Source organism: Hypericibacter terrae (assembly GCF_008728855.1).
Taxonomy (GTDB): domain Bacteria; phylum Pseudomonadota; class Alphaproteobacteria; order Dongiales; family Dongiaceae; genus Hypericibacter; species Hypericibacter terrae.
The window spans coordinates 3,383,508-3,403,891 of record NZ_CP042906.1; the positions used below are offsets into that span (position 1 = coordinate 3,383,508).

18 protein-coding genes are annotated in these 20,384 nt (G+C 65.7%); 12 read left to right on the forward strand and 6 right to left on the reverse strand.

Going from position 1 to position 20,384, the window contains the following annotated elements; translation table 11 throughout:
- Positions 1-10: 10 nt before the first annotated feature.
- The 7 genes from lpxD to FRZ44_RS15485 all read left to right on the forward strand — a co-directional run bounded on the left by lpxD (position 11) and on the right by FRZ44_RS15485 (position 8,199).
- Positions 11-1,117: a UDP-3-O-(3-hydroxymyristoyl)glucosamine N-acyltransferase gene (lpxD, locus tag FRZ44_RS15455; RefSeq protein ID WP_151178026.1), complete on the forward strand. Its 1,107-nt coding sequence runs from the start codon at positions 11-13 to the stop codon at positions 1,115-1,117.
- A gap of 21 nt (positions 1,118-1,138) precedes the next feature.
- The gene (locus FRZ44_RS15460; protein WP_225308283.1) at positions 1,139-1,390 is read left to right on the forward strand and encodes a phosphopantetheine-binding protein; all 252 of its coding nucleotides are present in this window, start codon (positions 1,139-1,141) and stop codon (positions 1,388-1,390) included.
- Between the two features lie 16 nt (positions 1,391-1,406).
- On the forward strand, positions 1,407-2,621 hold the full coding sequence (locus FRZ44_RS15465) for a beta-ketoacyl-[acyl-carrier-protein] synthase family protein (protein WP_151178028.1): 1,215 nt from the start codon (positions 1,407-1,409) through the stop codon (positions 2,619-2,621).
- A 255-nt stretch (positions 2,622-2,876) separates the two neighbouring features.
- Positions 2,877-3,884: a TAXI family TRAP transporter solute-binding subunit gene (locus tag FRZ44_RS15470; protein ID WP_191908117.1), complete on the forward strand. Its 1,008-nt coding sequence runs from the start codon at positions 2,877-2,879 to the stop codon at positions 3,882-3,884.
- Positions 3,885-4,106: 222 nt separating this feature from the next.
- The gene (locus FRZ44_RS15475; protein ID WP_151178030.1) at positions 4,107-5,240 is read left to right on the forward strand and encodes a DegT/DnrJ/EryC1/StrS family aminotransferase; all 1,134 of its coding nucleotides are present in this window, start codon (positions 4,107-4,109) and stop codon (positions 5,238-5,240) included.
- A gap of 22 nt (positions 5,241-5,262) precedes the next feature.
- Positions 5,263-5,931, forward strand: a complete 669-nt coding sequence (locus tag FRZ44_RS15480) for a GNAT family N-acetyltransferase (RefSeq protein WP_191908118.1) — start codon at positions 5,263-5,265, stop codon at positions 5,929-5,931.
- Between the two features lie 150 nt (positions 5,932-6,081).
- On the forward strand, positions 6,082-8,199 hold the full coding sequence (locus FRZ44_RS15485; protein WP_151178032.1) for a glycosyltransferase: 2,118 nt from the start codon (positions 6,082-6,084) through the stop codon (positions 8,197-8,199).
- A gap of 43 nt (positions 8,200-8,242) precedes the next feature.
- On the opposite strand, the gene FRZ44_RS15490 is transcribed toward FRZ44_RS15485, so the two are convergent.
- A complete protein-coding gene (locus FRZ44_RS15490) occupies positions 8,243-8,467 on the reverse strand; it encodes a sulfurtransferase TusA family protein (protein WP_151178033.1) in 225 nt (74 codons plus the stop codon).
- Between the two features lie 159 nt (positions 8,468-8,626).
- Here FRZ44_RS15490 and FRZ44_RS15495 point away from each other — a divergent pair, with 159 nt between their 5' ends.
- From FRZ44_RS15495 to FRZ44_RS15510, 4 genes are all read left to right on the forward strand, one after another.
- A complete protein-coding gene (locus FRZ44_RS15495; RefSeq protein WP_151178034.1) occupies positions 8,627-11,530 on the forward strand; it encodes a molybdopterin oxidoreductase family protein in 2,904 nt (967 codons plus the stop codon).
- A gap of 160 nt (positions 11,531-11,690) precedes the next feature.
- The gene (locus FRZ44_RS15500; protein WP_151178035.1) at positions 11,691-12,443 is read left to right on the forward strand and encodes a 4Fe-4S dicluster domain-containing protein; all 753 of its coding nucleotides are present in this window, start codon (positions 11,691-11,693) and stop codon (positions 12,441-12,443) included.
- Between the two features lie 15 nt (positions 12,444-12,458).
- Positions 12,459-13,406, forward strand: coding sequence for a dimethyl sulfoxide reductase anchor subunit family protein (locus FRZ44_RS15505; RefSeq protein ID WP_151178036.1), 948 nt, complete (start codon positions 12,459-12,461; stop codon positions 13,404-13,406).
- Entirely contained in the window at positions 13,406-14,563 is a 1,158-nt protein-coding gene (locus FRZ44_RS15510; RefSeq protein WP_151178037.1) for an NAD(P)/FAD-dependent oxidoreductase, read from the forward strand. The genes FRZ44_RS15505 and FRZ44_RS15510 overlap by 1 nt, the downstream gene beginning before the upstream one ends.
- On the opposite strand, the gene ftsH is transcribed toward FRZ44_RS15510, so the two are convergent.
- The 5 genes from ftsH to FRZ44_RS15535 all read right to left on the reverse strand — a co-directional run bounded on the left by ftsH (position 14,560) and on the right by FRZ44_RS15535 (position 19,087).
- Complete coding sequence (ftsH, locus tag FRZ44_RS15515) at positions 14,560-16,425, reverse strand: ATP-dependent metallopeptidase FtsH/Yme1/Tma family protein (RefSeq protein ID WP_456077615.1); 1,866 nt, start codon at positions 16,423-16,425, stop codon at positions 14,560-14,562. The two genes, FRZ44_RS15510 and ftsH, sit on opposite strands and share 4 nt — an antisense overlap.
- A gap of 92 nt (positions 16,426-16,517) precedes the next feature.
- Positions 16,518-17,447, reverse strand: a complete 930-nt coding sequence (locus FRZ44_RS15520) for a DMT family transporter (RefSeq protein WP_151178039.1) — start codon at positions 17,445-17,447, stop codon at positions 16,518-16,520.
- On the reverse strand, positions 17,431-18,237 hold the full coding sequence (locus FRZ44_RS15525; protein WP_151178040.1) for a phosphate/phosphite/phosphonate ABC transporter substrate-binding protein: 807 nt from the start codon (positions 18,235-18,237) through the stop codon (positions 17,431-17,433). Before FRZ44_RS15525 ends, FRZ44_RS15520 begins: the two co-directional genes overlap by 17 nt.
- Positions 18,234-18,611, reverse strand: a complete 378-nt coding sequence (locus FRZ44_RS15530) for a GFA family protein (RefSeq protein WP_225308284.1) — start codon at positions 18,609-18,611, stop codon at positions 18,234-18,236. Before FRZ44_RS15530 ends, FRZ44_RS15525 begins: the two co-directional genes overlap by 4 nt.
- A gap of 44 nt (positions 18,612-18,655) precedes the next feature.
- Positions 18,656-19,087: a GFA family protein gene (locus FRZ44_RS15535; RefSeq protein WP_151178042.1), complete on the reverse strand. Its 432-nt coding sequence runs from the start codon at positions 19,085-19,087 to the stop codon at positions 18,656-18,658.
- A gap of 252 nt (positions 19,088-19,339) precedes the next feature.
- Here FRZ44_RS15535 and FRZ44_RS15540 point away from each other — a divergent pair, with 252 nt between their 5' ends.
- Positions 19,340-20,269, forward strand: coding sequence for a fatty acid desaturase (locus FRZ44_RS15540; RefSeq protein ID WP_151178043.1), 930 nt, complete (start codon positions 19,340-19,342; stop codon positions 20,267-20,269).
- The last annotated feature ends 115 nt before the right edge of the window (positions 20,270-20,384 follow it).

Sequence of the window (20,384 nt, forward strand, 5' to 3'; positions counted from 1 at the left end):
GTTGCAGGGCATGCCTCGTCACCGCCTCGATGCGCTCGCTTCGCAGATCGGCGGTCGCTGCGAAGGCGATGGCAGCATCGAGGTGGATCGCCCTTGCGAGCCGGCCGATGCGGGGTCGGCTTTGGATCTGCCGTTGATTTTTTCCACCGAGGCGCTCGGAAAATTGAAACCTGGCGGAGCCTGCGCCGCGCTGGCGGTCGAAGGCCTCGCCCTTCCTCCTGGCCGCTTCTCCGGCCTCATCCGGGTTGCCCGCCCGCGCTATGCCCTGGCGAAGCTTCTTCCGCTGTTTCTGCTAACGATCCGTCCCGAACCCGGCATCCATCCGATGGCGATCGTCCACGCCACGGCGCGGGTCGCCCCCGACGTCGCGGTCGGACCCTTCACCCAGATCGGTGCCGATGTCGAAATCGCCGCCGGATGCGTCCTCGACGGGAATGTCACCGTCGGCGAAAGGTCCCGGCTGGGGGCCGGCTGCAGGCTTCATGGGGGCGTGCGGCTGGGCCCCGACGTCGTCCTGGGTGACCGGGTCATCCTGCATTTCAACGTCTGCCTGGGGGCGGACGGATTTTCCTATGCCACGCCGGAGCCGGGCAGCATCGAGGCCTCGGCGGTGGGAAGTCGGGTTCAGGCTCGCAACCATGCCATCGAGCGGATCCCTTCCCTGGGCCGGGTGGTGATCGGCGACGATGTGGAGATCGGCGCCAACAGCGCCGTCGACCGTGGCACCGTCGGGGATACGGTGATCCTGCGAGGGACCAAAATCGACGATCTGGTCATGATCGGCCATAATTGCCGCATCGGCGAAGACTGCCTGATTGCCGGACAGGTCGGCATTGCCGGCAGTTGCCAGATCGGAAATCGGGTGGTGCTGGGCGGTCAGGTGGGAATCGCCGATCATGTGACCCTCGGCGACGATACAATGGTGATGGCCTCGTCCGGAGTCGGCCGTGACGTGGGGCCCGGAATGGTGGTGGGCGGGACGCCGGCCTTGCCCCGGCAACAATTTTTCGAGCAGTTGCTTGGCCTTGCGCGGCTCAAGCGAATAGCCGAAGAAATAGGTGGGTTGGCGGAACGAGTCAGGGGCCTGGAGCGTAGTAAGGACCGGCCCGAGACGTGACCAGCAGGGGAGATCAGGGAAGTGATATCGGCTATCGAGGAGAAGGTAATCGAGATTGTCGCCCGGGAAAGTGGTTTGGACCGGACGCGAATTTCGGGGAACTCGACCTTGAAGGATCTGGATATTCCATCGTTGGATTTCGTGCAGATCATGTTCGCGATCGAGGAAGAGTTCAAAATCTATCTGCCGACCAACGATCCCCGCGCCGAGACCGGTTCAGTGGCCGGCCTGGTGGCGGAGATCGAGCGGCAGATAGCCGCGAAGACGGCGTGAACGCGCGCTCGGGATCATGAACCGCGTCGTCATTACCGGCGCCGGCTGCGTGTCGGCGCTGGGGCCGGACCTCGCGACGACCTGGGCCGGAATGCGCGACGGCCGGTCGGGGATCGGTCAGCTCGAGGGGCTTCCGCTGGAACGGCTCCGGATCACCATCGGCGCCCAGGTCCGGGGCTTCGATCCGGCGACGCATTTTGCCGAAAAGAAGCTGGCGCAGTACGACCGCTTCACGCAGTTCGCCCTGGTGGCGGCGCGCGAGGCCGTCAAGCAATCGGGGATCGCGCTGAGCGGTGAGCTGGCGCGCGGATGCGCGGTGATTGTCGGCACAGGCATTGGCGGCCAAACCACCCAGGACGAGGGGTTTCAACGGCTCTACGGCGAAAAGGCCGACCGCCTCGCGCCCATGACCGTCCCGCGCGCCATGCCGAGCGCTGCCACCAGCCACGTCTCGATGGAGTTCGGTCTGCGTGGGCCCTCCTTTGGAGTGACCTCGGCCTGCGCCTCTTCAAATCATGCGATCGCGATCGCCTTCGATATGGTGCGCCTCGGCCGCGCGCCGGCTGCGCTCGCCGGCGGTGCCGAGGCCCCCATGACGCTGGGCGGGCTCAAGAGCTGGGAGGCGCTGCGGGTCATGTCGCCCGACGGCTGTCGACCGTTCTGCCGCGACCGCCGCGGCATGGTGCTCGGCGAGGGTGCCGGCATGTTCCTGCTGGAGCCGCTGGAAAGCGCGCTTGGCCGAGGCGCCCGCCCGCTGGCCGAGTTGGTCGGTGCCGGCATGTCCGCCGACGCGGGCGATCTCGTGGCACCGTCGGTCGATGGCTGTGCCGCGGCCATCACCGCGGCATTGGCCGATGCCGGACTGGCTCCGGAGCAAATCGGCTATATCAATGCCCACGGCACGGCCACGCCGGCCAACGACCCGGCGGAGACCAAGGCCGTTCGGAAGGCCTTCGGCCGCCACGCCGAGCGGCTCGCCATATCCTCGACCAAGGCCGTCCATGGCCATGCGTTGGGGGCCGCCGGTGCGATCGAGCTGGTCGCGGTTCTGGGGGTCCTGACGGAGGACGTGCTTCCGCCCACCGCCGGCTTCACCGAGGCCGATCCGGAATGCGATCTCGACTATGTTCCCAACCAGGCGCGCAAGGTCGCGGTCGAGGCGGCTCTCTCCAACTCCTTCGCCTTCGGCGGCCTGAATTGCGTTCTGGCGCTGAAACGCATCGATTCCTAAGACAGGGTGACGTGCCAGCGGCTATAGATGCGGGCTGGCCCACGGCTTTGCCACAAGTGGCCCTTCATGGTGCCTTGTTTTGGTCTAACAATTCCCGATCCTGGGCGCTGAACAAATGGCGTGCCACCCGTGAGGCGAATGCGCAACTCCATCACCGCCGAGCCGGCTGCCGCATCGCATCGCGGGACCTCTGCATTCCCGACCCACGTTGCGAGCCGGTCTCTCTGCCGAAGGCTGCTTGACGGCTCGAGGCTGTTGGCGCGGGCGCTCTGCCTCGGTCTCTGCCTGTTCGCGTTGACCGGCCACGTCGAGGGGCAGGAGCTGCGTTATTTCCGCATCGGCACCGGCGCGCCCGAGACCAGTTACTTTCCGATCGGGGGCGTCATCGCCAGCGCGGTCTCCAACCCGCCCGGCGCCCGCGACTGCAATCAGGGCGGCAGCTGCGGGGTGCCGGGGCTGATCGCGCTCGCCCAGACCACCAACGGTTCCATCGACAACCTCACGCAGATCGCGGCGGGCAATCTCGATTCCGGGCTCTGCCAGGCGGACATCGCCGCGGCGGCCGCCAAGGGCCTGCCCCCCTTCGATGGGAGCCGTGCCATACCGGGCCTGCGGGCCATCGCGAACCTCTATCAGGAGGGCGTGCATGTGGTGGTCCATGCCGATGTCTCGATCGACAGCGTGGCCGATCTCAAAGGGCGCCGGGTGGCGATCGGTGAAAAGGGCTCCGATGCGATGGTGACGTCGCTGCTGGTCCTGGGCGCTTATGGCCTCAACGAAAAGCGAATCAAGCCGGCCTATCTCGATCTCGCCGATGCGACCCAGAAATTCGCCGCGCGCGAGATCGACGCGATCATCACCCTCGGCAGCTACCCAATTCCGGCCCTGGTCGATCTGGCCAGCGAAACGCCGATCAAGCTGGTGGCGCTCAATGACGATCAGGCCTCGGCGCTCCGCGAGGCCAATCCCTACCTCACCGTGGACCTCATCCCGGCCGGTGCCTATGATGGCGTCGGCAGCACGGTCACGCTCGGCATCGGGGCCCTGTGGGTGGTGGACGAGAAGCTCGATGCGGAGCTGGTCTATGAGCTGACGCGTGCGCTCTGGCACAAATCGACCCGCCGGCTGCTCGACCAGGCCGGTCCGGTGGGGCAAAAGATCAAGCTCGATGCCGCGCTGCTGCGGCTGCCGATCCCGCTCCATCCGGGTGCCGCCCGCTATTATGCCGAGTTGGGCAAGGCGCCGGTCGGGACGTCGAACTGACGTCCACCCCGGAGTCGCTGCCTCATTTTCAGCGGGAAATGTCTGCCCCGGCGCCGAAGCCCCCTGAGTTTCGGTAGAGGGATCGACCCGACTTTCCCTGGATATCAATACATCTTCCGGGCGCGCACTATCGCAAATTGACACAAGTTGGGGCATCCTCGCTTGTGCCACTCTGTGACCGCCCTTCCGCAGCCCGGCCTCGTCCCCCAGGAGCATTGCCTGATGAGCATCCAACTCTTCGTCCCGACCTTCGCCATCGACGAGGTTCTCGCCGAAATTCGCGAATGTCTCGAGCGGGGCTGGACCGGTTTGGGCTTCAAAACCGTCGAGATCGAGAACCGCTGGAAGGAGCATGTCGGGCTGCCTCATGCCCATTTCCTGAACTCGGCGACGGCGGGCCTGCATCTGGCGCTGAACGTGTTCAAGGAAGAGTATGGCTGGCAGGAAGGCGACGAGGTCATCACCACGCCGCTGACCTTCGTCTCCACCAATCATGTCATCCTCTATGAAGGGCTGAAGCCGGTCTTCGCGGATGTCGACGAGTATCTCTGCCTGGATCCTCGGTCCGTCGCCCAGCGCATCACGCCGCGGACGAAGGCGCTGATCTTCGTGGGGCTCGGCGGCAATACCGGCCGCCTCGAAGAGATCCAGACGCTATGCGCCGCCCATGACATCAAGCTGATCCTGGACGCCGCCCATATGGCCGGCACGCGCCTCCATGACCGCACGCCCACCGGCGACGCGACCGTCTATTCGTTCCAGGCGGTCAAAAACCTGCCGACCGCGGATTCGGGAATGATCTGCTTCGAGGACGGGCGCCTGGATGCGATCGCCCGCAAGAAGACCTGGCTCGGGATCAACAAGGACACCTATACGCGCACCAGCGAAGGCGGGACCTACAAGTGGCTCTATGACGTCGAGTATGTCGGATTCAAATATCACGGCAATTCGATCATGGCCGCGATCGCCCTGGCGCAGCTTCCCTATCTCGAACGGGACAATGACCGCCGGCGCGAGATCGCTGCGCGGTACGACGCGGGTTTTCGCGGATTGGAAGCGATCTCGACGATTCCCGTGGCCCCGGGCTGCGTCTCGTCGCGCCACCTCTATCAGATCGCCGTCGAGAAGCGCGACCAGATGATGGTCCATCTCAACGAATGCGGCGTGTTTCCCGGCGTGCATTACCTGTCGAACACCGACTACCGCATGTTCGCGGACTATCGCGGGCTTTGCCCCAATGCCGATCGCATGTCGGAGCGGATCATTTCGCTGCCGCTGCATCTTCGGCTCACCGATGCCGATGTGGACAAGGTCATCGAGAGCGTGATCCGCTTCCGCATCGGCATGGTTGCCTGAGCGCCCCGAAGATGGCGTTCGTGTGAGCGGATTCTGGCCAGCGGCAGAGCGGAAGCTGGCGGACGCGAAGTCCACCGCCCATCCTCTCCGCTTTCAAATTCGCGACGAGGCCGGCGGCACCGTGGCGACCTTGCGTTCCCTGACGACCTCCGATCTCGGCGACGACCGGCTGGTCGCGACCCTCGCCCGCTGGCGCGAGGAGAACAAGGATCGCTTCCTCACCATCGTGCCGTTCGATCCGGAAGGTACCCGTCGATGGATGGAGCGATTTCCGGTAGGCGACCCGAAGCGCATCCTGTTCCTGGTCGGGGGGCCGGATGGCGAACTGCTGGGCCATTATGGGTTGCTGCTCATCGGACCCGGCGAGGCGGAGATCGACAATACGCTCCGCGGCTCAGTGCGCTGCCCGGCCGGTTTGTTTGGCCAAGTGGCGCAAACAATCATTCGCTGGGCGATTGACGAGCTTGGCGCCCGGAGGCTGATCGTCCGGGTCATGTCCAACAATCCCGTCGCCATCCGGCATCAGGAGCGCAATGGTTTTGCCCAAGAGAGCGTCTTGCCGCTGCGTGAAATCCATGAGGGTGACATTATCCGCCGCGAAGTGGTCGACGACCCGTCCCGTTCAAATCTGCCTTTCGGCCTGACGGTGCTGTCCTATCCGATCGCAAGGGAACGGCCGGCGAGGCACTGACGAAAGCGTGGCACGAACTCCGGCCGTGGCCCTCCCGCGCCGATCGGGAGTCGACTCTGGGCCGGGCCGCCTTCTCAACCCCTTGACCGCGGATCGCGGCCCACGTTACTTGCTGCAGCCCCACTCAAATAAAGGCGTCCTCCGTCTCTCATGGTCAAGGTTGCGAATCTCGTCGCCGACACGATCTGGTCTCCGGGCGCCGGTTACAACGACAAATCCCCCGAACTCTCGATCTTCCTTCCGACCTTCAGGCGCGCAGCCGATGGCCTGCTGCAGAAGGTGCTGCAGAGCATCGCGACGCAAAGCTTCCGTGATTTCGAGCTGATTGTGATCGACGACGCTTCGACCGACGGGAGCGCCGACATTGTCCGGGACTGGATGGCACGCGACCCCCGGATAAGCTGCCTGACCCATCCGCGCAATGTCGGACTGCCGGCGGTCTCGGAGTTCGAGGCCTACCTCAAATCGCGCGGCCGCTTCATCGGCTTCGCGTTCGACGATTTCGTCTATGAGCCGGGGGCCTTCGAAGCGCTGATCAAAGCCGCGCGCGCAAATCCGGAAGCGCTGGTTCACGGTTACGCCGAAATGGTCGGCTGGAGCGGACCGCATCAGGTTCTAGGGCGGTCCGGCGTGCCGGCCGCGCGGTTGTGGCATGATAACTTCATTGCCAACGCCACAGTGTTCATGCCGAGGCAGATCATCGAGGCGATCGGCTTCTACGATCCGCACATCATGGCGGCGCGCAATTGCGACTGGGATCTGTGGCGGCGCGCGCAGCGTCATTATCCGTTCGTATCGGTTCCGGTCTTTATTGGACGCGAGCACGGCACCCAACGTGCGGACAGCCTCGGCCGCACCTATCCGGTCTTTCAGGAGGTCATGTTCGAGTTCTACGGGAGCCGGTCGAACGACCTGCTGCTGCCGAAGAACCTGCCCGAGCGGGACGTTTGGACCGTGCCGACGCCGTCGTCCTTCGCCATGGCCGCCGCCGCAATGAGCACCCGGAAGTTTTTCCGGAACAAGGCTTGGGCGTCATTGGAGATAGTGGCCGACACCGCCGAGCTCCAGCGCTTGATCGAACCGAAGCGTCCCATTATTGGCGTTGCGGGCAGCCTTGAAGCAACCATCTCCTTGTGCTTCGACGGCGTTCGGGATCGCTTCGCCGCGAATCTGAGATTCGTGGATTTCCAGGCCCTGGCGTCAGTTCAGGCGCAGCATGTCCTGTTGTGCGATGCCGTCATCGTCTCGCGCGGGCTTCTCGATCCGAACGCGGAACGCGTGATCAGCCTCTGCACGAACACGGGGATCGACCTCTATTACCTCGCCGACGACAATCCGATCCTGATCGCGATGGAGAACCCGGAGCTATCCCGATATCGTCTCGAAAATGTCAGGGCTGTGCTGAAGCCCTTCAAGGGCGTTCTGGCGACGTCGCCCCGGCTGGTCGACTACTATCGAGCCAACGACTTGCACCCGAATGTGCAGCTGTTCGGTCCCATTCTGGACCAGGCCACACTGGGAAAGATGCGAAGAATTGCGGCAGAACCGCATCCCGAGCAACTGCGAGTGGGATTCATCGGCGGCAAATTCCGTGAATCCGACCTTCGCGATCGGGTCTTTCCGGCGCTTCAGGAACTGTCGCACCGCATCGAGATCGAGTTCTTTGCCCGAGGAAGCGAAGGCTTGCGCCGAGATCCACCGCCTTCGCCCCTTGGCTGGCGCCCGATCCCGTTCGCCATGTCCTATGACGACTTCTTGCAGAGATGGCGTGCGCTCGGCATCGACATCCTGATTCATCCCAAGGGCCAGACCCTCAATATCGACTACAAGACCCACAGTATTTTGCTGACGGCGCTCTATCTCGGCGCCGTCCCGATCGTCTGCGACGAGTCCGCCTTTCGCGACATCGGCGAAAACGAAGGTATCCTGAAGGTCAGCGACGGACCGGGCGGTTTCGCCGTCGCACTTGAGCGAGCATCCAATCCCGACTTCCGGCAGGAGATGCTCCGCCGGCTCGAAGCATTTTGCCGCCGTAATTTCGATCCGGCGGTCAACGAACAGGCGCTACAGAAAATCAGCGACGCGACCCGTCCAACCGATCTGATCGGGTACTTTGAGCGGCTTTCCCGGGAATGCGCACGGTTGTCCCATCTCGCGAGCGAGGCTAATAGCCAGTTCAATTCCCGCGCGTTCAAGCTGGCGTTGAAGGTGCGCCACGTCGCTTCGTGGCTGCGTCGGGCCGGGAGCCTGCTCAGAAGCCGCCCCTGAAGGCACTGAAGTCCCTCGCATTGCGCTGCCAGGTCGGCGGTCCTCAAGCGCTCTTGCGAATGACCAGGCTGAAGACCCCATCCGACTCGGTCGACTCGACCAGCTCATGGCCGGTCGCCCGGCAGAAATGCACGAAATCCTGGGGCGCCCCGGGGTCGGTCGCCAGCACCTTCAGCAGGCCGCCGGCCGCGACTTCCTTCATCGCCTTGCGCGCGCGCAGCACGGGCAGGGGGCATTTGAGATTGCGGGCGTCGAGGGTGATTGTCATGCGACGGAAGAGATCCCAGGGGTTGGGCCACATCCTAGCAAAATCCGAGGCCAGCGGCAGTCCGGGCGGCTGGAATCCTGGACGAAGCAAGGTTTTTGCCGATGATCGGGCCGCCAGCAGCTATGCTCCGGGCGCCATCACTCCGAGGTTCACCGGATTTTGCGATTCGACGTCTTCACCACGGTCCATGAGCAGGTCGACACCTCGCCGAAGGTCTCGGACGAGGTCAAGACGACCACGTGCTACATGTGCGCCTGCCGCTGCGGAATCAAGGTCCATATCAAGGACGGACGGGTCCGCTACATCGAGGGCAATCGCGACCACCCGGTGAACAAGGGCGTGCTCTGCGGCAAGGGCTCGGCGGGCATCATGACCCAGAACTCGCCGGCCCGGCTGCGCAAGCCCTTGAAGCGCGTCGGCGAGCGCGGCCAGGGCGAGTTCGTCGAGATCGAGTGGGAAGAAGCGCTGCTGCTGGCGACCCAGTGGCTGTCCGAAGTCCGCTGGCGCGATCCCCGGAAGCTCGCCTTCTTCACCGGCCGCGACCAGAGCCAGGCCCTCACCGGTTTCTGGGCCAAGGAGTTCGGCACACCCAATTATGCCGCCCATGGCGGCTTCTGCTCCGTCAACATGGCCGCCGCCGGGCTCTACTCGATCGGCGGATCGTTCTGGGAGTTCGGCGAGCCGGACTGGGACCACACCCGCTACTTCGTCATGTTCGGCGTCGCCGAGGACCATGCCAGCAACCCGATCAAGATCGGGCTGGGCAAGCTCAAGGGCCGGCCGGCCGAGCACGGCGCCAAGTTCCTCTCGATCAATCCGGTGCGCACCGGCTATTCCGCGATCGCCGACGAATGGCTCGGCATCCGCCCGGGCAGCGACGGCCTGTTCGTGATGGCCCTGATCCATGAGTTGCTCAAGGCCGACAAGATCGATGTCGACTATCTGGTGCGCTACACCAACGCCTCGTGGCTGGTGATCCGGGCGCCCGGAACGGCGCAGGACGGGCTGTTCGCGCGCAACAGCGAGGGCCAGCCGCTGGCCTGGAACAAGGAAGCCAAGGCGCCCGTCACCGCCTATCAAGCCGATCTCGATCCGGGGCTGATCGGCGAGTTCACCTTGCCCGATGGCCGGCGCGCCGTCCCTGCCTTCCAGCTCATGGCCGAGCGCTATCTCGATCCGCGCTACGGGGCCGACGCCGTCGCCGAGGAGACCGGCATTCCGGCCGACACGACACGGCGTATCGCCGCGGAACTGGCGCATGCGGCCTTCGAGCAGGAAATCCGTCTCGACATTCCCTGGACCGACTGGCTGGGGCGTCACCACGACCATGTGATCGGGCGGCCCGTGAGCATGCATGCGATGCGGGGTATCTCGGCCCACTCGAACGGCTTCCACACCTGCCGCGCCATCCATCTCCTCCAGATGCTGCTGGGCTCGATCGATTGCCCCGGCGGCTTCCGCCACAAGCCGCCTTATCCGAAGCCGGTGCCGCCGGCGCCGCTGCCCGCCGGGCACGCGCTCGAGATGAAGCCGGGCGAGCCTCTGGCCGGCATGCCGCTGGGCTTCCCGACCGGCCCCGAAAACCTGCTGGTCGATCCCGACGGCACGCCGCGGCGCATCGACAAGGCTTTCAGCTGGGAGGCGCCGCTCGCGGCCCATGGGTTGATGCATATGGTGATCGCCAATGCCTGGGCCGGCGACCCCTACCCGATCGATGTGCTGTTCCTCTACATGGCCAATATGAGCTGGAACTCGGCCATGAACAGCAGCGGCACGATGAAGATGCTGTCCGACAAGGACCCGGCGACGGGGCAATACAAGATTCCGCACATCATCTATTCCGATGCCTACGCCTCGGAAATGGTGTCCTACGCGGACCTGGTGTTCCCCGACACCACCTATCTCGAGCGGCATGACTGCATCTCGCTGCTGGACCGGCCGATCTCGGATGCCAACGGCTGCGCCGATGCGATCCGCCAGCCGGTGATCGAGCCCGACCGCGACGTGCGGCCCTTCCAGGACGTGCTGATCGATCTGGGCGCGCGCCTCGGTCTCAAGGGCTTCACCACGCCCGAAGGCGAGCCGCGCTATCCGGGCTTCTACGCCGATTACATCGTCAATCACGAGCGCCGCCCGGGCATCGGCCCGCTGGCCGGCTGGCGCGGCGCGCTAGGCGACAAGATCGGCCGCGGCGAGGTCAATCCGAACCAGCTCGAGATGTACAAGGCCAATGGCTGCTTCTGGCGCCACGAGCTCGAGCCGCATCAGCGCTATTACCGCTTCGCCAATGCCGACTATCTGCGCTGGGCGACCCAGATGGGGTTCATCGACCGCCCCGAGCCGATCCAGATGCAGATCTATAGCGAGGTGCTGCAGAAGTTCCGGCTGGCGGCCGATGGCCATGGCCGGCTCCAGCCGCCCGACGCGCATCGCGAGCGGATCAGCACCTATTTCGATCCGCTGCCCTTCTGGTATCGGCCGCTCGAGCAGGAAGCCGGCAACGAGGCGGCCTTCCCGCTCCATGCGATCACGCAGCGCCCCATGGCGATGTATCACAGCTGGGGCTCGCAGAACGCCTGGCTCCGCCAGATCCACGGCCATAACAAGCTGTTCGTAAACCGCCGCACCGGCGAGGCGCTGGGCTTGGCGGACGAGGATTGGGTCTGGATCGTCAGCCCGCATGGCCGCGTCAAGGCGCCGGTCAAGCTGATGGAAGGCGTCGACGAGCGCACCGTCTGGACCTGGAATGCGATCGGCAAGCGCAAGGGCGCCTGGGACCTGTCGCCCAAGGCGCCGGAATCCCAGCAGGGCTTCCTCCTCAATCATGTGATCTCGGAATTGCTGCCGCCGAAGCCTGACGGCCACCGCTACTCGAACAGCGATCCGGTCACCGGCCAGGCCGCCTGGTACGATCTCAAGGTGCGGCTGGAGAAATGCTCGCCGGCCGAAGGCGGCCGCACCGAGCCGCAATTCCCCGCCGCCAAGCCCGTCCCGGGCACGCCGAAGCGGCCGAAACGGCTGCGCTACGGCGCCGCCTTCCGCGGCCGGAAGGAGAAGGTATGATGGCTGGGCATCGTCGCAGCTGCCACCCCTCCCCCTACCCCCTCCCGCAAGGGCGGGGGGCAGGGAAATGGGGCGCGACCTCAATTCCAAATCGCGATCGAAGCTCAAAAGTAGAGCGAAGCGATCACATCGACTTAGGGGGTACGGGGAGGGGGGCCACATGACCTCCCTCCCCGCCAATCCCACCGGCAAGCAGCTCGGGCTCGTGATCGACCTCGATATCTGCGTCGGCTGTCACGCCTGTGCGGTGAACTGCAAGGAGTGGAACAGCGGCGGCCAAATGGCGCCGATGACGGACGAGGATCCCTACGGCCCCAATCCGCTCGGCGTCTGGTTCAACCGCATCCATAGCTTCGAGGTCGGCGAGGGCCGCGAGAGCCAGACGGTGCATTTCCCCCGCTCCTGCCTCCATTGCGCGGAGCCGGCCTGCGTCACGGTCTGTCCCACCGGCGCCTCCTACAAGCGCGCCGAGGACGGGATCGTCCTGGTCAACGAGGACATCTGCATCGGCTGCAAGCTCTGCTCCTGGGCCTGTCCCTATGGCGCACGCGAATATGACTACGATGTCGGCGTGATGAAGAAATGCACGCTTTGCGTCGACAAGATCTACAACGAGAATCTTCCCGAGATCGACCGCGTGCCCGCTTGCGTGGCGACCTGCCCGGTCGGCGCCCGCCATTTCGGCGACCTGGGCGATCCCGGTTCCGCGGTCTCGCAACTGGTGGCCGAACGGCAGGGTTACGACCTGATGCCGGAGCAGGGCTACCGTCCGACCAACAAATATCTGCCGCCCCGTCCGCGCAAGAATAGCTGCGGTTCCAACGGCAATGCCCCGGCCCGCCTCGAACCCGTGGGCGACGGCAGCATCGGCAACAGCTTGCTGCGCTGGGTCGATCGGGTCCTCTCGCGATGATCGGCCGCGCCTGACATGCATCCCGCCTTCTCTGTCATCTTCTTCACCACGATGTCCGGCGCCGGTTACGGACTGCTGGCGCTGATGAGCCTGCTGGGGACGCTCGACCGGCTGCCGGCCGATCGCTGGTTCGGCCTCGCCGGTCTGGGTCTCGGCTTCGCCGCGGTCTCGATGGGCCTGCTTTCCTCGACCTTCCATCTGGGCCATCCCGAACGCGCCTGGCGCGCCTTCTCGCAATGGCGGAGCTCCTGGCTGTCGCGCGAGGGTTTGATCGCCTGCATCACCTTCCTGCCCGCCGGCCTCTTCGCGCTGGGCTGGGTCTTGCTCCAAACCCATGACGGGATTTGGGTCGCCTTCGGCGTCGCGACCTTCCTGCTCTCCCTGGCGACGATCGGCTGCACCGCGATGATCTATGCCTGTCTGAAGCCGATCCCGCGCTGGTCGAACGGCTGGACGCTGCCCGTCTATCTCGCCCTGGGGCTGATGACCGGCGCGCTCTGGCTCGACGCGCTGGCACTGGCCTTCGGTCTCGGCGACCCGCTCCTGGCCTGGATCGCGCTGGGACTGGTCCTGGTCGCGACCGTCGTGAAGCTCGGCTATTGGCGTCATATCGATGCCGCCGCTCCGCGCAGCACTGCCGAAACGGCCACCGGCCTCGGCGGGCCAGGCAAGGTCCGGCTGTTCGAAGCGCCCCACACCGGCGAGAATTACCTGATGCGCGAGATGGGATTCCGCGTCGCCCGCAAACATGCGGCGAAGCTGCGCCGGATTGCGTTATTGTTGGCTTTCGGCGTGCCGTTGCTGCTGACCTTGCTGCTGTTCCTGCTCTCGCCGCTGGCCGGCATCGCCGCCGCTTTCCTGGCTGCGATCTCGGCCATGGCCGGCGTGTTCGTGGAGCGGTGGCTGTTCTTCGCACAGGCTCGCCATGCCGTGACGCTCTATTACGGGACCAGCGAGGTCTGATGCCGATTCCGAGGACAGCCGATATCGTGGTCGCCGGCAGCGGCATCGTCGGGCTGGCGCTCGCCTGGCGCCTGGCCCGCAGCGGCTTCAAGATCGTCGCCTTCGATGCCGGGGTCGCCGGCGGACAGATCAGCGCCGCCACTTTCGCCTGGATCAACGGTACGTCCAAGACCGAGCACGAGGCTTATCACCGGCTCAATCGCGCCGGTGTCGATGCTTATGAGAAGCTCGCCCGCCAGATCGGCGCCTCGGCCATCGGTCTCGCCGGCAATGGCTCGCTCCAGTGGGCGGGACCGGACAAGCCTCATCTGTTCGACCGGATGCGCGATCAAGGCGACGTCCTGCGGCGCTGGGGCTACAGCGCGGACTGGGTCGATGCCCCGGCCATGCGCCGGCTGGCGCCCGGCCTGTCCCTGCCCGATGGTGCGGAAGGGCTGTTCGCTTCGCTCGATCGCTGGATCGAGGTGCCGCGACTGCTGGGCTGGCTCAAGGCGCAACTGGCCGAGCGGGGCGCCATCCTGCGCGAGAATTGCACCATCAAGGGATTGGATCGGGCGAGCGACGGCTCGGTCCGCGCCGCCGTGACAGCCGAAGGCGTCATCCCTTGCAAGCATTTCGTCATCGCCGGCGGCACGGCCGCTGCCTCGCTGGTCGAGCTGGCGACCGGCCGCAGCGGCTTTCCGGTCCAGGAACTGGCGGGGCTGCTGGTGGAAACGCCGGCCGCGCCCCTGGCGCCGGGCTTCGACATGGTGCTCTGGTCGCCGGACGAGACCGGCTTTCACCTTCGCCGGATGCCGGGCGGCGGCCTGCTGCTCGGCGCCGACGATATCGACACCCAGATCCGGGCCAATCCCACCGAGGACAGCCTGCTCGCCGGACGCCGGACCCTGATCGAGCGCGCACTCGATTGGATGCCGGACCTGCGCAAGATCGACCTGCATCGCGGCGCCACCCATCGCGTCGGCCGGCGCGCCATGCCGACCGATGGCCATTCGATCCTGGGGCCTCTGAAAGACTCAGCGGGTGCCTATGTCGCTGCGACGCATAGCGGCGTGACCTTGGCGCTGGCGATCGCGGAGCTCCTGGCCGAGGAGATCACCACCGGCACCATGCCGGCAGCGCTGGCGCCCTTCCGGCCGGCTCGATTCGGATTCTAAGGTGCCGCCTGACGCTCGCCGACCGCCGGCAATGTTGCAACCGGCGTCGCAAGCAAGGTCGTCAGGTCCGCCTCGGTCAGCGTTTCCTTTTGCAGCAGCCATTTCGCGCCCTGCTCCAGGGTCGGCCGCCGCTCGTTCAGCACAGCGATCGCCCGGGCAAAGGCCTCCTCGACGAAGCCCTGCACCGCCCGGTCGATTTCGCGCGCCGTTTCCTCGCTATAGCGCTTTTCGGCGGGCGGCGGTGCCATGCCGGGACCGGCCAGGAAGGGGCTGCGCTCTTCCTCGAAGGTGACCTGGCCGAGCTTCTCGACCATGCCATAGCGCATGACCATGCTGCGGGCGATGTCGGTGACCTTCGCCAGATCGTCCGCGGCACCCGTGGAAAGCTCGCCGAACACGATCTTCTCCGCCGCGCGGCCGCCCAGCAGAACCGCCATCTTGTTCTCCAATTCGTCGCGCCGCATCAGATAGCGGTCCTCGATCGGGCGCTGGATGGTGTAGCCGAGCGAGCCGATGCCGCGGGGAATGATCGAGACCTTATGGACCTTGTCCGAGCCCGGCAGGGTCAAGGCGACGAGGGTGTGCCCCATCTCGTGATAGGCCACAACCTCGCGCTCCAGCGGATTCAAAAGCCGGTTGCGCTTCTCCAGCCCGGCCACGATCCGCTCGATCGCCATCGTAAAATCCTCCATCGCCACGGAGTCGCCGCCGCGCCGGGTCGCCATCAGGGCCGCCTCGTTGACGAGGTTGGCGAGATCCGCGCCCGAGAAGCCGGGCGTCAATGCCGCAATCTGCTCGGGATCGACGTCGATGCCCAGTTTCGCCTTCTTCATATGGACCTTGAGGATGTCGACGCGTCCCTTGCGGTCGGGCCGGTCGACCAGCACCTGCCGGTCGAAGCGCCCGGCGCGCAACAGCGCCGGATCCAGGATTTCCGGCCGGTTCGTAGCGGCCAGCAGCACCAGTCCCTGGCGCGGATCGAACCCGTCGAGCTCGGCCAGGAGCTGATTGAGGGTCTGCTCCTTTTCGTCGTTGCCGCCGCCGAAGCTGAAGGGACTGCGGGCGCGTCCCAGCGCGTCCAGCTCGTCGATGAAGATGATGGCCGGCGCCTTGGCACGCGCCTGCTCGAAGAGATCGCGCACGCGCGCGGCGCCGACGCCGACGAAGAGCTCGACGAACTCCGACCCGCTGATCGAGAAGAACGGCACGCTCGCTTCGCCGGCGACGGCTCTGGCCAGCAGCGTCTTGCCGGTGCCGGGCGGACCGACCAGCAGGATGCCCTTCGGGATGCGGGCGCCCAGGCGGCCATAGCGATCCGGCTCCTTGAGGAAGGCGACAATCTCCTGCAGCTCCGCTTTCGCCTCGTCGACGCCCGCGACGTCGGCAAAGGTCACCTTCGTGTCGGTCTCCACATAGACCTTGGCCTTGCTGCGCCCGACCGTCATGAACCCGCCGCCCATGCCCTGCTTCTCGATGATCCGTCGAAAGACGAACACCCAGAGCCCGAAGAACAGCAGGACCGGCAGGACCCAGGAGAGGATGTCGCGCAGCCAGGTATTGTCCGTGCCGCCGGTGACCGTCACGCCGTAGATCGCGCTTTCGGCCGCGATGTCCTCGGGTACCCGGCGGGTCTCGAAATAGCGGACGCCGCCGGGTTCCGGAGACTTCAGGGTTCCGGTGATCCGCGTCTCGGTCACGGTCAGCTCGGCGATCTTGCCGGCCTTCAGCAGTTCCTGGAATCGGCTGTAGGAAATGGGCGCGACCTGCTGGGCCAGCAAGAACAGATATTGCAGCAGGAACACGGCTCCGATCGCCGCGAGGAAATACCAGGTGTTGAGTGTGTGCTTCTTGTCCAGCGCCAACGGCCGCCCTCCGAGGTTGCCGCCCATGATGCAACAATCGGCCGAAACGGCCTTGCGCTAAATCAATCTCCCGGCCGGCGAGATCGCGCCGGTTAGGCTTTCTGCTCCTTCGCCGGCTCCGCCTCCTGCGGCACCAGCAGCACGTCGAGCACCGCCGCACCGACGATGAGGGCGCCGCCGATCATCTCGCGCAGACCGAAGGGTTCGTCGGTCAGGAGAACCGACGAAATCACCCCGACCGGAACCTCGAACATCAAGAGGAGCGCCGAGCGCACCGGCGACAGCTGCCCCGCCCCCCACAGGCTCAAGCCCGCCGTCGGGATCAGCCAGAACGCGGCGATGGCCAGCAGCCACAGCCAATGATCGGTGATGGCGTTTACTGGGAACGGCGGCACGGGGCTGAGAATCAGGGGCATCAGCAAGAGCCCGGCCAGCAGGGCACCGGCGAATTGGGCGTAAGTCTTCTCGAAAGCACCGGTGGGCCCCCCGAGGCGGACGAGCACGATGCCCAGCGCCCAACAGACGCCCGACGCCAGCCCGAACCAGTCGCCCAGGGAGCGCGGGAAGGGAAAGCCGTTCTCGAAGCCCATCAGCACGACCATGCCGACCAGGCCCAGCGCGATCGTGCCGAAGCGCGTCGGGGTGACCGGGGTGCCGATAATCAGGCGCTCGAACAGGACGCTCCAGACCGGCATGAGATAGAACAACAGCAGCACGCGGACGATCTCGCCGACCAGCACGCCGTCGGCATAGAGCATGCTCGATGTGCCGATCAGCAGACCCGTGCCGATCAGCAGCCATCCCCCGGAACGGAAATGCCGGCGTCGCCAGAACGCCACCGGGAGCAGGAACAGGACCGGCGTCGCGAAGGTAAGTACGGCAACCCAGGGCCCGTCGACCCCGCGGGCCGCCAACTGGCGCATCGGCCACCAGAGCGTGCCCCAGAACAGGGCGGAGCCGGCCACCGCCAGGTTGGCCAGCAGCAGCCCGCCGGCGATCGCCCTCTCAGACGAGCGTGCCATAGCCTTGCGCCAGTGCCTCGCGTTCCTGGGTCAGCATGGTCTCATAGGCGTCCTCGGCGAGAATCTCGGCGCCCGCGATCAGCAGCGCCTCCCTTGCCCAGGCGAGGTCCGGCTCGATCAGCGCCTCTTTGAGGCCGTTTCTCATCCGCGCCAGATCGTCGTCGGAGGTCTCCTTCGCCGTCACATAGGGCAGCGACGGCGCCGGCGGGCTGCCGGCGATGACGCGCGTTCCATAGAGCAGCTGCGGCTGATGGCGCATCAGGATCGCGTAGGTCACGCAATCAATCGCGGCGAAGTCGGCGCGACCCTCGCGCACGGCCGCGATGCTTTTGCGATGGCCGCCTGTCTCGATCGCCGCCGAGACGAAGTGCCCACTCTTCGCCAAGGGCGCGAGCATCGCGCGCAGCACGTTGTAGCCCGACTGGGAGTCCGTCGAGTTATAGGCAACGCGCGTCCCGCGCAGCTCGGCGAGCTGCATCAGGGGGCTTGCCTCTCGCACCAGGATCCAGCTCCGGTAATGCGCGCCCTCGCAGCCGGGCGCGTCATAGACCGGCGTCGCCACCACCTTGAGCCGGTCGCGGAAACTCTTCATCAGCGGATAACCGCAGGTCTGGGCGAAGATCAGGTCGGGCCTTGCCCACAGCGCGTATTCGGGCATGCCCCGCGTGAGGTGGTCGGGGAGATCCTCGATCCCTTCATGGCGGAACGCCCGGGCCAGGCCGGTCCACCAGGCATCGGTTGCCGCATGCAGCAGCTGCGGGTCGTACATCGGCAAGCCGGCGATGGTCATGAGGAACTGCTGCCTGCAAAACGTGGAACGTCGTCCGCGATCTCGTAATAATCGCCCTTGTCGGCGACGAAGATATGTCGGGCGAGGCGCAGGCCGGTCGGCTGATCGAGACTGCCGGTGGCGACATCGATCGTCTGCCGGTCGCTCGCCTGCCAGAACAGCTTGGAGCCGCATTCGCGGCAGAACCCTCGTCGCGCCTCGGCCGAAGACCGATACCAGCGCAAATTCTCGACGCCGTCGATAACGACGCTTTCGACCGGCAGTCCGCCCGAATAGCTGCCGGGCGCGCCATGCTGGCGGCGGCATTGGCTGCAATGGCAGCTGCTCACCGAATTGAGGGCTGCGAAGATGCGATAGCGGACGGCACCGCACAAGCAGCGGCCTGTCGCCCGGGGCGCGGCGCTCGGGGCGCGGGACGTCATGGGCGGCCGAGGGTCAGCATCGAACCCGAAAGCTGCTCCGCGCCGTCATGGATCTCGTAATAGTCGCCTTTGTCGGCGACGAAGATATGGCGGACGGTCCTGAGGCCCGTGGGCGCGTCGAGCGCGCCGGCGGCGATCGACACCCGGCCGGTCCCGATCGGCTCCCAGAACAGGCTGGAGCCGCAAATCCGGCAGAAGCCCCGCCGCGCCTTCTCCGAGGAGCGATACCAGGCCAGGGATTCCTCCCCCTCGAAGCGGATATGCTCCCAGGCCGCCTGGGTGTAGCCGGGCGGAGCGCCGTGCTGGCGCCGGCACTGGCTGCAATGGCACACCACCACGTCCCGCAACGGCCCCTCGATCTCGAAACGGATCGCCCCGCAGAGGCAATGGCCGGTCGCATGGGTCGGCAATTGTCGAATCTGGCTCATTCCCGCCGGTCCTGGCCGCCTCAAAGGATCGCCCAGCAAGCCGGGAACGGCGCTGGGCGAGACCCCAATTATGGCCGCGGGGCGCCGGCTTGTCACCCGCGCAGCCCGCAGAGACGCCACTCAGGAGGGGCAAAAGGCCGCGCCAGCGGGGTCGGGAAAGTTAACAACTTATGGTCTAGGATTGGTGTCGCTCGGTCGTGCAAGCCCTGCTCTTGCAGCCGTTTTCCCGGAAGGGCATAAGCTTCCGCCGTCATGGCCCGCATCGTCGCTTTCGACCCGCCCTCCAACTACGTCCGCAGCTCCGCCGACGTTCCCACCCTGCTTGTCGCGGTGGGGACCTATGTCACATTCGGTCTGCTCACCTGGTACAGCCACGTGATCCCCTGGTGGCTGCTCCTGCCCCTGGGCGGCTACACGGTCGCCTTGCACGGGTCGCTGCAGCATGAGGCCGTGCATGGGTTTCCCTTCCGCGGCCGGTTCCTCAACAGCCTGCTGGTCTATCCGTCGCTATGGCTCTGGCTGCCCTATCTCAGCTATCGCGAATCGCATCTGACCCATCACCGCGACGAGCGTCTCACCTGCCCGATCGACGACCCGGAATCGAACTATCTGACTCCCGAGCAGTGGGCAGCCCTCGGTCCGCTACATCGGCGCCTGCGCCTGGTCATGACCACGGTCGCCGGCCGCCTCCTCGTCACCCCGCTCTATTGCGTCTACCGCGCGGCCCGGCAATTGCTCAGGGCGATCGCGACCCGCGACATGCAGCATCTCGGTCAATGGCTGGTCCATGTGCCGGCCGTGGCCATCGTGCTCTGGTGGGTGATGGGCATCTGCGACATGTCATTCTGGAAATATGTCTTCTGCTTCGCCTATCCCGGCCTGTCGCTGACGCTCCTGCGCTCCTTCTGCGAACATCGCGCCGCGCCCGAGGTGGGCAGCCGCACCGCGATCGTCGAGGCGGGCCCGGTGATGTCGCTCCTCTATCTCAACAACAACCTGCATTTCGTGCATCACAACGAGCCGAGCTCGCCCTGGCACGGCCGGCCGGCGCGCTACCGGCAGGTGCGCGATCAGGTCTTCGCCGCCAATGGCGGCTACCGCCTCGCCGGTTATGGCGAAATCCTGCGGCGCTGGTTTCTGACGCCGAAGGAACCGGTCATCCATCCGCAAGGCCGGCCCTGACCTTCCCGTTTCGTTGGTTCGAACAGTAATTTCCGGCGCGGCGCACTCGCTCCGGTTACGGCGGCATATGAGTAAGTTTACCTATCGCGAACTTGCCCAATGTTAGTTCGTTCCT